The 12,723-nt window shown below is 73.1% G+C and carries 10 protein-coding genes; 8 read left to right on the top strand and 2 right to left on the bottom strand.

What is annotated here, in order from left to right; all coding sequences use genetic code 11:
• The first annotated feature begins 111 nt into the window (after positions 1-111).
• Positions 112-819 (top strand): TetR/AcrR family transcriptional regulator, encoded by a 708-nt coding sequence (locus D7294_RS04335; RefSeq protein ID WP_120675667.1) that lies wholly within the window; start codon positions 112-114, stop codon positions 817-819.
• A gap of 250 nt (positions 820-1,069) precedes the next feature.
• Here D7294_RS04335 and D7294_RS04330 read toward each other — a convergent pair whose 3' ends face one another.
• A complete protein-coding gene (locus tag D7294_RS04330; RefSeq protein ID WP_241562093.1) occupies positions 1,070-2,470 on the bottom strand; it encodes a glycoside hydrolase family 10 protein in 1,401 nt (466 codons plus the stop codon).
• A 183-nt stretch (positions 2,471-2,653) separates the two neighbouring features.
• On the opposite strand from D7294_RS04330, the gene D7294_RS04325 reads away from it, so the two are divergent.
• The 6 genes from D7294_RS04325 (at position 2,654) to D7294_RS04300 (ending at position 10,527) form a co-directional block, all read left to right on the top strand.
• Entirely contained in the window at positions 2,654-3,667 is a 1,014-nt protein-coding gene (locus tag D7294_RS04325; protein ID WP_174248265.1) for a LacI family DNA-binding transcriptional regulator, read from the top strand.
• 500 nt (positions 3,668-4,167) lie between these two features.
• The gene (locus D7294_RS04320) at positions 4,168-5,415 is read left to right on the top strand and encodes an extracellular solute-binding protein (protein WP_120675663.1); all 1,248 of its coding nucleotides are present in this window, start codon (positions 4,168-4,170) and stop codon (positions 5,413-5,415) included.
• Positions 5,416-5,427: 12 nt separating this feature from the next.
• Positions 5,428-6,330, top strand: a complete 903-nt coding sequence (locus tag D7294_RS04315) for a carbohydrate ABC transporter permease (protein WP_241562092.1) — start codon at positions 5,428-5,430, stop codon at positions 6,328-6,330.
• Positions 6,327-7,244 carry a carbohydrate ABC transporter permease gene (locus tag D7294_RS04310; protein WP_120675661.1) on the top strand — a complete coding sequence of 306 codons (918 nt, stop codon included), beginning with the start codon at positions 6,327-6,329 and terminating at the stop codon, positions 7,242-7,244. The genes D7294_RS04315 and D7294_RS04310 overlap by 4 nt, the downstream gene beginning before the upstream one ends.
• Before the next feature lie 29 nt (positions 7,245-7,273).
• Positions 7,274-9,589 (top strand): beta-xylosidase/alpha-l-arabinosidase, encoded by a 2,316-nt coding sequence (locus tag D7294_RS04305; RefSeq protein WP_120675659.1) that lies wholly within the window; start codon positions 7,274-7,276, stop codon positions 9,587-9,589.
• Between the two features lie 41 nt (positions 9,590-9,630).
• The gene (locus D7294_RS04300) at positions 9,631-10,527 is read left to right on the top strand and encodes an oxidoreductase (RefSeq protein WP_120675657.1); all 897 of its coding nucleotides are present in this window, start codon (positions 9,631-9,633) and stop codon (positions 10,525-10,527) included.
• A 28-nt stretch (positions 10,528-10,555) separates the two neighbouring features.
• Here the strand turns inward: D7294_RS04300 and D7294_RS04295 are convergent, their stop codons facing one another.
• Positions 10,556-11,113 (bottom strand): TetR/AcrR family transcriptional regulator, encoded by a 558-nt coding sequence (locus tag D7294_RS04295; protein ID WP_120675655.1) that lies wholly within the window; start codon positions 11,111-11,113, stop codon positions 10,556-10,558.
• A gap of 159 nt (positions 11,114-11,272) precedes the next feature.
• On the opposite strand from D7294_RS04295, the gene D7294_RS04290 reads away from it, so the two are divergent.
• Positions 11,273-12,661 (top strand): MFS transporter, encoded by a 1,389-nt coding sequence (locus D7294_RS04290; protein WP_120675653.1) that lies wholly within the window; start codon positions 11,273-11,275, stop codon positions 12,659-12,661.
• Positions 12,662-12,723 lie beyond the last annotated feature (62 nt).

Genomic DNA, 12,723 nt, shown 5'->3' with positions numbered 1-12,723 from the left:
TTCGTGAGCGGTGCTCTCGCTTGAGAACGATGCTGACAGCTTCGCACGAGAAAAGCAAGAGCAGCGCTCTCTTTGATGTGCGGCGCTCCGGCACATGCCACACTGGTCCGCATGACAGCGATCCAGGGAGCGCGGGAACGGGCCAGGCGCGAGATCACCGCGGCCATCAAGGACGAGGCCCGCAGGCGGCTCGCCGAGGAGGGCGCGAGCAGGCTGTCGCTGCGCGCCGTGGCCCGGGAGCTCGGCATGGTCTCCTCGGCCCTCTACCGGTACTTCCCCAGCCGCGACGAGCTGCTGACGGCGCTCATCGTGGACGCCTACGACGCGCTCGGCGAGGCGGCCGAGCGGGCCGCGGCGCGGGCGCCGCGCACCGAGCCGGCCGTCAGATGGCGCGAGGTGTGCCGGGCGGTGCGCTCCTGGGCGCTGGCCCATCCGCACGAGTTCGGGCTCATCCACGGCACCCCGGTGCCCGGCTACGCCGCTCCGCCGCAGCTCACCGGCGTGCCGGGCACCCGCGTGCCGCGGGCCCTGCTCGCGGTGGCGCTCGACGCGCACCACGACGGGCTGCTCGGCGCGAGCGGCTTCGGGCCGCTGCCCGAGCCGGTGCGCGCGGAGGCCGAGGCGCTCGCCGCCCAGAACGCGCCCGGCCTGCCCGCCCCCGCCATGGCCGCGGTGACGGCGGCCTGGGCCGAGCTGGTCGGCCTCGTCGCCTTCGAGGTGTTCGGCCAGTACAACGGCGTGGTGCAGGCGCGCGAGGAGTTCTTCACGCACGCGGTGACCCGGCTGGCCGCCGAGGCGGGCCTCGGCGCGGCACCCTGACCCCGAGCCGGGACCCCCGAGCCGGGCCCCCGAGCCACCACCGACGTCCGGCCGCCGCCCGGCCGCCGCCCGGCCGCCGGTCCCGGCCCCTGAGTCCGGCCCGCGCCCCGGCCCCGGACGCCGGCCGGGCCCGGCGCGCGGCGCGCCGGGCCCGGGAGAGGCGGGTGGGGGTGTCACAGCGGGCGGACAGGACGGGGGGACGTCGCCGGGCGCGGCGGCCCGGCGCCCGGGCGGGTCGCCGGGCCGGGGGTCAGGACCCGGAGCAGGCGCTGCCGTTGAGGCTCAGCTGCGGCGCGCTGTAGACGGCTCCGCCGCTGGTCTGGAAGCCGAAGCTGAGCGTGCCACCGGCCGCGACCGTGCCGTTGTACGAGGCGTTCCCGGCCGTCACGGTGGTGCCGCTCTGCGACAGTTGCGCGTTCCAGCCGCCGACGACCGTCTCCCCGGAGGGCAGGCTGAAGGTGACCGTCCAGCCGCTGAGCGCCTGGCTGGTCTGCACCCTGACCTCGACCACGGAGCCGGCGTTCCAGTGGCTGGTGACCGTGTAGGTGCCCACGCAGCCGGAGTCTCCGGGATCGCCCGGGTCGCCGGGGTCGCCGCCGTCGCCCGGCTCCCCGCCGAAGGCCGTCAGCACCCCGTTGTAGGCGGGCTTGGGCTGGTAGCTCTCGTCGTACAGCAGCGCCGCGCCCTCGCCGGGGAAGGTGTTGGGCACCCAGGAGTCGGCGTCCGACACCCCCCAGACCGTGATGCCGCCGCAGGCGGACACGGCGAGGCAGGCGTCGACGACGCTCGCGTACTGCGTGGCCTGCCGCTGGAGCCTGGTGCTGTCGGAGGGGGTGTTCATCCGGATGTCGAGTTCGGTGACGTTGACTTCGAGCCCGAGGTCGGCGAACCGCTGCATGTTGCTCTGGATCGCCGAGCCGTTGACCTGGTCGAGGATCAGGTGCGACTGGAAGCCGACGCAGTCGATCGGCACGCCCTGGCTCAGCAGCGAGGAGACCAGGCTGTAGAGGGCGTTGCTCTTCGCGTTGGCGGTCTCGGTGTTGTAGTCGTTGATGCAGAGCTTGGCGTTCGGGTCGGCCGCGTGGGCCGTGCGGAACGCGGTGGCGATGAAGCTCTGGCCGAGCGTGCTGGAGAAGACGGAGGGGCGCAGCGTCCCGTCCTCGTTGAACACCTCGTTGACGACGTCCCAGTACTTCACGTCCCCGGCGAAGTGACTCACCACGTTGGTAATGTGGTTGTTCATGACCGAGGTGAGTTCAGACGCGCTGAAGCCTCCGTTGCTCACCCAGTTCGGGAGCTGGTTGTGCCAGACCAGCGTGTGCCCGTAGACCTGCTGGTCGTGGGCCTGCGCGAAGTCCACGAGCCGGTCGCCGCCCGCGAAGTTGAAGGAGTTGCGGGACGGCTCGATGGTGTCCCACTTCATGACGTTCTCGGGCGTCACGCTGCTGAACTGGCCGCCCGCGATGCCGGTGTACGTGGAGTTGCCGAGCTTGCCGTCCGCGACGGCCACGCCCATCCACTTTCCGTTGGCCTCCGCGGCGTCCCGCAGTGTCGACGCGAGCAGGCCAGGCTGCTCCGCCGCCGGCCGCTCCAGGGCCTGCGCGCCGTACGCCGCGGAGCCCGCGAGCAGGGCCGCTCCGGCCGCGAACACGACTGCGGCTCTCCGGGCTCTTCGCACCAGGGGTCGCATCCCAAGTACCTCTCTCTTTTGTCATGCCCCCGCAGGCTGACGCGTCCGTTGTATGGGCCGCCCTGGGCAGCGTCAAGCCTTCCGGAATAATGTTGAAAAACTTCCGGTCCCCGGATGCGAACAGAACGCGGCAGAAGAGGTGCCATGGCAGCGGAACGCAAGGTGACCATCACGGCCATCGCAAGAGAGGCCGGGGTCTCGGTCCCCACCGTGTCCCGGGTGGTCAACGGGCGCTCGGACGTGGCCCCCGAGACCCGGGCCAAGGTCGAGGAGCTGCTGCGGCAGTACGGCTACCGGCGGCGCACCCACGCGCCGGGCGACCGGGCGGCCCTCCTCGACCTCGTCTTCAACGACCTGGACAGCCCCTGGGCGGTGGAGATCATCCGCGGGGTCGAGGAGGTCGCGCACAGCTCGGGGATCGGCACGGTGGTCTCCGCGATCCACGACCGGGCCGGGGCCGCGCGGCAGTGGATGACCAACCTGCGGGCCCGCGCCTCCGACGGCGTGATCCTGGTGACCTCGGTGCTCGAACCGCTGCTGCACAATGAGCTGCACCGGCTCGGCGTGCCGATCGTCGTGGTCGACCCGGCGGGCGCGCCCGCGCTCTCGGCGCCCACCGTGGGCGCCACCAACTGGGCCGGCGGCCTGGCCGCCACCGAGCACCTGATCCAGCTGGGGCACCGCAGGATCGGCTTCATCGCCGGGCCGCCGCGGCTGCTGTGCAGCCGGGCCAGGCTCGACGGCTACCGGGCGGCGCTGGAGTCGGCGGGGCTGCCCCTGGACGAGGAGCTGGAGGTGCCGGGCGACTTCTACCACGAGTCGGGCTTCCACGGCTGCCGCCAGCTGATGCGGCTCACCGACCCGCCGACCGCCGTGTTCGCCGCCAGCGACCAGATGGCCATGGGCGCGATCGAGGCGCTGCGGCAACGCGGGCTGCGGGTGCCGCAGGACATCAGCGTGGTCGGGTTCGACGACCTGCCGGAGATGCGGTGGTCGGCGCCGCCGCTGACCACGGTGCGCCAGCCGCTGGCCGAGATGGGGAAGGTCGCGGCCCGCACGGTGCTGCGGCAGGCCCGTGGCGAGGAGATCGACTCCCCCCGGGTGGAGCTGGCCACCGAGCTGGTGGTCCGCGCCTCCACCGCCGCCCCGGCACGCTGACCGCCGCCCCGCCCCGGGCCGCGGGGTCGGGCGGCCCGCGGGGAGCGGCCGGAGACCCCCGCGTCCGGCCCGTTGCTTTCGCACATCGCCCGGCCTTCCGCGGCCCACTCCCCGGCGTTCCGGGGGTGGGCCGCGGGCTTGTTCCAAGGGTTTCCGGAAGGGGAATCGGCGGCGGCGCCCCTCGCCCCGGCCCCGCCGCCGGGGTCCCGCGCCGGGGCCGGGACCCGGCCCAGGCGATGTCCCAATGGGCCATGCCTCCAGGCAGGTTGCGGGCGGGAGCGGCCTTCACGCCGACCCATGAAAGTACCCCGCGTGCGGCGTGTTAATCGACTTGTTGCCCTCCACCCCGTTGACGCGGACGCCATAGGCCCGTAACTTGCTTCGGCACCTGGTCCGATAATTTTCGGCGAATTTCCGGAAGGTGTGCGACGATGCGAAGCCTGATCCCGCTGGGACGCCGGCGAAGAATACGTACCCCCCTGGTGGCGGTGGCAGCCTCGTTGCTGGCCGCTTCCACCCTCGCGGGATGCGGCAGCAGCGGGCCCGGCGGCGGCAAGGACACCCTGGAGGTGTGGGTCTACCAGGACGGCTCCACGACGATCCAGGAGGACTTCGTCGAGCAGTTCAACGAGTCCTCCGACATCGATGTCGACCTCGTCCAGATCCCGGGCGCGAACTACCAGGACCGCATGCGGACCGCCATGGGCAGTTCGAACGCCCCCGACATCTTCTTCAACTGGGGCGGCGGCAGCATCAGCGACTTCGTCGACGACGACCTGCTGGTGGACCTCACCGACACCGTGCAGAGCGACCCGGAGCTGAAGGACGCCTTCATCCCCAGCATCCTGGACGCGGGCGCCGTCGACGGGCACTACTACGGCATCCCGATGCGCGGCGTGCAGCCGGTGATCCTCTTCTACAACAAGACCATCTTCGAAGAGGCCGGCCTCTCCGCGCCCGAGACCTGGGACGACTTCGAGAACGCCGTCGACACCCTGCTGGCGGAGGACATCACGCCGATCGCGCTCGGCGGCCTCGACTCCTGGACCGAGCAGATGTGGCTGGAGTACCTCCTCGACCGCATCGGCGGCCCCGAGGTCTTCGACCGCATCCGCAACGGCGACTCCAGCGCCTGGGGCGACCCGGCCGTCCTGCGGGCGGCCCAGGAGATCAAGGACCTCGTCGACAAGGACGCCTTCGGCAACTTCCAGTCGCTGTCCCAGACCGACGACGGGGTCTCGACCTTCTTCGCCCAGGGCAACGCGGCCATGCACCTGATGGGCAGCTGGGAGTTCGCCAACCAGAACACCAACCAGCCCGACTTCGCCCAGAACGACCTGGCCTGGACCACCTTCCCGGCCTTCCCCGACGGCGCGGGCGACCCCACGGACGTGGTGGGCAACCCGACCAACTACTGGTCGATCAACTCGCAGGTCACCGGCGACAAGCTGGACGCCGCCATCGAGTTCCTGAAGGTGAGCGCCTCCCAGGAGTACGCCGAGGCCCTGGCCGCGAACGGCGACGTGCCGGTCACCTCGAACGCCACCGACCTGCTCGACCAGTCCCCCGCGCCGGAGTTCGCGCACTTCGCCTACGACCTGGCCGACCAGGCCCCCAGCTTCACCCTCTCCTGGGACCAGGCGCTGGTGACCGCGCGCGCGACCCCGACGCTCGACGCCATCTCGAAACTGTTCGCCGGACAGCTCAGCCCTGAGGAGTTCGTCGACACCCTGCAAAACGAGGGTTAGGACGGTCACGCAGTGAAGGCAGCTTCCTCCGCCTCACCGCGCACGGGTCGCCCAGGCATCGCCTGGGCGATTCCGGGCGTGCTGTACTTCGTCTTCTTCGCCGGTGTCCCGCTGGTGATGGTCTTCTACCTGTCGTTCACCGACTGGGACGGACTGGCCAACCCGCACTGGGTCGGCGGGGAGAACTGGTCCAAGCTGTGGGACGACCAGCGGATGCGCGACGCCATCTGGCTCAGCGTCCTGCTGACCGTGCTCAGCTGGGCGGTGCAGACCCCGCTCGCGCTGCTGCTCGGGGTGTGGGCCGCGGGCAAGCAGCGCAACCGGGCCGTTCTCTCCGCGATCTTCTTCCTGCCCCTGCTCGCCTCCTCGGTGGCGCTCGGGCTGCTGTGGAAGACGATCTTCGACTCGAACCTCGGCCTCATGGCCCAGATCTCCGACTGGTTCAACCTGGACAACGCCGATCCGCTCGGCAGCGAGAGCGGGGCGCTGTGGGTGATCGTGTTCGTCAGCGCCTGGCAGTGGGTGCCCTTCCACACCCTGATCTACCAGGGCGGGGCGCGGCAGATCCCACGTTCCTTCTACGACGCCGCCTCCATCGACGGGGCCGGCACGGTGCGCCAGTTCTTCACGATCACCCTGCCGCAGCTGCGCAACACCATCGTCACCTCCTCGGTGCTGATGGTGGTCGGCGCGCTGACCTACTTCGACACCGTCCTCATCATCACCAGGGGCGGCCCGGGCGACGCCACCACGATCGTGCCCTACCTCATGTACAAGGAGGGCTTCGACTCCTTCAACCTCGGCTACGCGAGCGCCGTGGCCGTGGCCCTGGTCGTGGTCGCGACGGCCGTCTCCCTGCTGATGGTCCGGCTGACCGGATTCAGCAGGATGCGCAGCACCCGGGAGGGGATGTGACCCAGACCACCACCGACCAGGCCGGGCGGCCCACGCTCGCCACGTCAGGCCACGGGCACGCCGCCCCGAAGGCGCCCAGGCGCCGCGGCCGGTTCAGCTGGCACCGCGTCAACTACGCCGCGGGGGCCGGTGCGTTCCTGTGGCTGGTGATCGTGGTCGTCCCGCTCTACATCCTCGTCGCCTCGACGGTCCAAAGCCGCGCGGACTACCTGGACAAGGGCCCGATCTCGCTGCCGTCCGACCCGAACCTGGACAGCTACCAGAACGTCCTGGAGGGCGACTTCCCGCGGTACCTGCTCAACACGGTGATCGTCACCGTCGCCTGCGCCGCCATCGCGGTGGTGCTCTCGGTGATGGTCGCCTACTCCGTGGTCCGCACCCGCTCCCGGCTCTCCCGGGGCATCTTCCAGGCGTTCCTGCTCGGCCTCGCCATCCCGGCCCAGGCCGTGATCATCCCCGTGTTCTGGATCATCACCAAGCTCCAGCTCTACGACACGCTGCTCGCGATCATCCTGCCCACGGCCGCGTTCTCCCTCCCGGTGAGCGTGCTGATCCTGGTGGGCACGATGCGCGACATCGAGGAGGAGCTCTACGAGTCGATGGCTCTCGACGGCGCGAGCCCGGCCCGGATGCTGCTCCAGCTCGCGGTCCCGATGTCGCGGGCGGGAATCTCCACGGTCGCGGTGTTCTCCGCCCTGACCGCCTGGAACGGCTTCCTCTTCCCGCTCATCCTCACCCAGTCGCCCGAGAACCGGGTGCTCACCCTCGGCCTCTACGACTTCGTCGGCGAGTTCCGCGTGGACATCCCCTCGCTTCTCGCCGCCGTGGTGCTGTCGATGTTGCCGATCTTCACCGCCTATCTGTTCGCCCGCCGCCAGCTGATCAACGGCCTGATGGGCGTAGGCGGCCGGTGACCTCGCAGGCCGCTCAGACAAGGAGCCTCATGCACCATCCCTGGCAGGACGCTGCCCTCCCCGCCGAGACCCGCGCCGCCGATCTGCTCTCCCGGCTGACCCTGGAGGAGAAGCTCGCCCAGCTGATCGGCATCTGGCCCGCCCCCGAGGCGGCACCGGCCGAGGAGGGCGACGTCGCCCCCATGCAGGCCGAGATCGACGCCACGACGCCCGATCCGCAGGAGGTGCTGCCCTACGGCGTGGGGCAGCTGACCCGGCCCTTCGGCACCGCCCCCGTCGCCCCCGCCGACAAGGCCAGGCAGCTGAGCGAGGACCAGCGCCGCATCGCCGCGAGCAACCGCTTCGGCATTCCGGCCCTGGTCCACGAGGAGTGCCTGACCGGCTTCACCGCCTGGCAGGCGACGATCTTCCCCACCCCGCTCGCCTGGGGCGCCTCCTTCGACCCCGCCCTGGTCGAGCGGGCCGCCCGGCTGATCGGCGAGTCGATGCGCGCGGTCGGCATCCATCAGGGCCTGTCGCCGGTGCTCGACGTGGTGCGCGACCCGCGCTGGGGCCGCACCGAGGAGTCCATCGGCGAGGACCCGTACCTGGTGTCGACCATAGGCACCGGCTACGTGCGCGGCCTGGAGTCGGCCGGGATCGTCTCCACCCTCAAGCACTTCGCCGGGCACGCCGCCTCGCGCGGGGGCCGCAACCACGCGCCGGTGTCCATCGGCCCGCGCGAGCTCGCCGATCTCGTGCTGCCCCCCTTCGAGATGGCGCTGCGCGAGGGCGGGGCCCGCTCGGTGATGTCCGCCTACCACGACCTCGACGGGCGGCCCGCCAGCGGCGACCCCTGGCTGCTCACCCGGCTGCTGCGCGAGGAGTGGGGCTTCACGGGCACCGTGGTCTCCGACTACTTCGCCGTCTCCTTCCTGGAACTCACCCACGGCGTGGCCGGCTCCCCCGCCGAGGCCGCCGCCCTGGCCCTGGCGGCCGGGGTGGACGTGGAGCTGCCCGCGCGCCGCGCCTACGGCGAGCCGCTGCTGAAGGCGGTGCGCTCCGGCGAGGTGCCCGAGGAGCTGGTGGACAGGTCGGTGCTGCGGGTGCTGACCCAGAAGGCCGCGCTCGGGTTGCTCGACCCCGACTGGTCCCCGGAGCCGCCCGCCCTCGCCGACGGCGCGGACCGCGTCGACCTCGACCCGCCGCACATGCGGGAGGTCGCCAGGCAACTCGCCGAGGAGTCGGTGGTGCTGCTGGCCAACGACGGCGGGCTGCCGCTGGCGCCCACGGCGCGGATCGCGGTGGCCGGCCCGCTGGCCGACGACCTGGCCCCGCTGCTGGGCTGCTACACCTTCCCCCGGCACGTGGGCGTGCGCTACCCGGACCTGCCGGCGGGCGTGGAGTTGCCGACGCTGCTCGAGGCGCTGCGCGCCGAGCTGCCGGGGGCCGACCTCAGGCACGGCGCCACCGCGGCCCAGGCCGTGGCCGCCTTCGCCGGCGAGGGGACGGGCCCGGAGGTGTGCGTCGTGGTGGCCGGCGACCGCTCCGGCCTGTTCGGGCGCGGCACCTCGGGCGAGGGCTGCGACGTCGCCGACCTCGAACTGCCCGACGACCAGGGCGCGTTGATCGACGAGGCGCTGGCCACCGGGCTGCCGGTGGTGCTGCTGCTGCTGACCGGAAGGCCCTACGCGCTCGGCCGCTGGGCGGGCCGGCTCGCCGCCTGCGTGCAGGCGTTCTTCCCCGGCGAGGAGGGCGCGGGCGCGGTGGCGGGGGTCGTCTCCGGGCGGGTCAACCCCTCCGGGCGGCTGCCGGTCGGCGTGCCGCGGCACGCGGGCGGCCAGCCGTGGTCCTACCTCGCGCCGCCGCTCGGCCAGCACGGCAACGCCAGTTCGCTCGACCCGACGCCGCTCTACCCGTTCGGGCACGGCCTGTCCTACACGGAGTTCGCCTGGAGCGGGGCGGCGGTCGACAAGGACAGCGTGGACACCGACGGCTTCACCACGGTGCGGGTCACGGTGGCCAACACCGGCGCGCGGGAGGGCACCGAGGTGGTGCAGCTCTACCTGCACGACCCCGTCGCGCGCGTCACGCGGCCGGTGAACCGGCTGATCGGTTACGCCAGGGTGCCGCTCCAGCCGGGCGAGAGCGCCGAGGTGAGCTTCGGCTTCCACGCCGATCTGGCGGGCTACACCCTGGAGGCCGGGCGGCGGGTCGTGGAGCCGGGCGAGGTGGAGCTGCGGCTCGCCGCCTCAAGCGGCGACATCAGGCACGCCCTGCCGGTCACGCTGACGGGCCCCGAGCGCCAACTCGGCTTCGACCGGCGGCTCGACTGCCCGGCAACCGTGCAGGTGACCGGGGAGTAACCACCCTCGTCAGCCACCGCGGCGCGGCCTACCCTGGGGTCATGGGCTGGACCTTTCGGGACATCCCCGACCTCAGGGGCCGCACCGCGGTGGTGACGGGCGCCAACGGCGGGCTCGGCTACGTCATCGCGCGCGAGCTCGCCCGGCGGGGGGCGCACGTCGTGCTGGCCTGCCGGAGCAGGCCGCGCGGCCAGGCCGCGCTGGAGCGGCTGCTGGAGGAGGTGCCCGAGGCCAGGGCCGAGTTGCGGCCGGTCGACCTGGCCGACCTGTCCTCGGTGCGGGCCTTCGCCGCCGAGTGGCCGGACCGCCCGCTCGACCTGCTCGTCAACAACGCCGGCCAGACGGCCGTGCCCTACGGCAGGACGGCCGACGGCTTCGAGACCCAGTTCGGCGTCAACCACCTGGGGCACTTCGCGCTCACCTGCCTGCTGGGCCCGTGGCTGCTGCTGCGCCCGGGCGCCCGGGTGGTGACCGTGGCCAGCCTCGCCCACCTGCTGGGGAACGTGGACCTGCGCGATCCGCACTTCGAGCACGGCTACCGGCGGTGGGTGGCCTTCGGGCGTTCCAAGACGGCCAACCTGCTGTTCACGCACGAGCTGGCGCGCCGGACGCGGGCCCGGGGCCTGGTGGCCGCCGCGGTGCACCCGGGGTACGCGGAGGGCGGGCCGGAAGCGCGGCGGGCCTGGCCGGTCCGGCCGGCCGCCAGGGTGCTGGCGCGGCTGGTGGCCGCGCCGCCCGAACTCGGCGCCGCGCCCGCCCTGTACGCGGCGACGGCCCCGCGGATCGCCCCCGGCTCCTTCACCGGCCCGAGCGCGGTGACCCGCACGGTGCGCGGCGGCCCGGGCGGCGCCTGGCGCGCGCCCTGGACCCGCGACGACGCGACCGCGGCCCGGCTGTGGCAGCTCTCGGAGCGGCTCACCGGCGCCCGCTGGCCCTGACCGCGCCCGGGCCCCCGGCGGCCCTGGCTCAGCGGGCGTCGAGGATCAGCTCGGCCAGCGGGCGGGCCGCCAGGGCGGGGTGCGCCTCCGGGCGGGTCACCGCGTGCGCGAGCACCCCGTCCACCAGCACGGCCAGCTGGTTCGCGCCCAGCGCCGGGTCGGGGTGCCCGTTCCTGGCCAGCTCCTCGCGGAACAGCTCGGCCAGGCCGACCTTGTAGGCGCGCACCTCCGCGTGCGCCGGGTGCCCGGGGTCGCTCAGCCCCAGCTCCGCCGCGGTGTACCGGCAGCCGTGGAAGCCCTCCCTGGTGGTCACCCGCTCCAGCTCGTCGAAGACGGCGAGCAGCCGCGCCCGCGGCTCGGTGCCTGCCGCGTCCATGACCCGGCGGTACCTGTCCTCGACGTGGTAGACGCGCAGCATCTCCGCGAGGAGCCCGTCCTTGCCGCCGAAGTGCTGGTAGAGCGAACGGCGCGCGACATCCGCCCGCTTCAGGATCGCGTCCACGCCGACGTGCACGCCCTCGGTGTAGGTGAGCTCGCGGGCCGCGGTGAGCAGCCGCTCGCGCGGGCCCGGCCTCGTCGTCGTCATGCACCGATTGTGGCACGCGCTTGACAGTAGATCGACTGTTCTATCTAATGACCTCACGGTCGTATACCGATCGTTCTATGTCCGGGGGCGCGGGCCCTCTCGCCCCTCCCCCGCCGCCCCCGGCCGCCTGTCCCCCGCCGTCTCGTCCCTGGAGCGCCCATGCCCCGCACCGGCACCCTGCCGACCGTGCTGACCGGCGTGTTCGTCACGATCCTCGACTTCTTCATCGTCAACGTCGCCATCCCGACCACCGAGCGCGACCTGCACGCGAGCGCCGCCGCCATCGAGTGGGTGGTCGCCGGATACGGCCTGGCCTACGGCTCGGGGCTGATCCTCGGCGGGCGCCTCGGCGACCTCTACGGCCGCCGCCGGCTCTTCATGCTGGGCCTCGGCCTCTTCACCCTGGCCTCGGCCGCCTGCGGGCTGGCGCCCGACGCCGGCACCCTGATCGCCGCCCGGGTCGGCCAGGGGGCGGCCGCCGCCCTGCTCGCCCCGCAGATCCTGGCCATCCTGCGCACCACCTACACCGGCCGCGCCCAGGTCAGGGCCATCAGCGCCTACGCCACGACGATGGGCCTCGCCTCCGTCTTCGGCCAGCTGATCGGCGGCCTGCTGATCCAGGCCGACCTCTTCGGGCTCGGCTGGCGGCTGTGCTTCCTCATCAACGTGCCCATCGGCCTCACCGTGCTCGCGGTCGCCAGGCGTTACGTGCCCGAGAGCCGCGTCGAGGGCGGGGCGCGGCTGGACGCCGGCGGCGCCGCGCTGGTCACCCTCGCCCTGGTCGCGGCGCTGCTCCCGCTGATCGAGGGCCGCGAGCGGGGCTGGCCGCTGTGGACCTGGCTGTGCTTCGCGCTGGCCGCGCTGCTCCTCCTCGGCTACGGCAGGCGGCGGCACGAGTCCCCGCTGATCGACCTGAGCCTGTTCCGGGAACGCGCCTTCGCCGCCGGCCTGCTGACCCAGCTCGCCCTCAGCCTCAGCCTGGCCCCCTACTTCCTGGTGTTCGCCCTCTACGTGCAGCAGGCCCGCGGCCTGGACGCGCTCGGGGCCGGGCTCGCCTTCCTGCCGCTTGGCGCCGGCTACCTGGTGGGCTCCCTCGGCGCGGCCAGGCTGGTGGCCAGGCTCGGCCGCCAGGGCATCGCGCTCGGCGCCCTGCTGCGGGCCGCGGGCCTCGCGGTGCTGCTCGCCGCCGTCTCCGGCGAGGCGCCGGTGCGCTGGCTGGCGCCCGGGCTGCTGATCGACGGGCTCGGCATGGGCCTGGCCTTCGCCCCGATCATGGCCACCGTGCTCTCCCGGGTCGCGCCCCGGCACGCGGGCGCCGCCGCCGGGCTGCTCACCACCACCCAGCAGGCCGGGGGCGCCCTGGGGGTGGGCATCATCGGCATCGTCTTCTACGGCGGCGGCCCCGACGGCTTCCGGCACTCCCTGCTGTACCTCGTCTGGGTGGCGCTCGCGGTCGCGGCGCTCGTCCAGTGGCTGCCCCGCTCCCCGGCCGCCCCGCCCCGCGCCGCCAGGCCGGCCGGCCGGGAGGCGGCCCCGGCCAGGCCCTGAGCGCCCCGCGCAGGGGGGTGTGGGGGCGACCGCGCGCTGTTATCGTCGGAAACCGATCGCCG

It is taken from the genome of Streptomyces hoynatensis (genome assembly GCF_003626535.1).
Taxonomy (GTDB): Bacteria; Actinomycetota; Actinomycetes; order Streptomycetales; family Streptomycetaceae; genus Streptomyces; species Streptomyces hoynatensis.
This window is presented reverse-complemented; position numbering and strand designations above follow the sequence as displayed.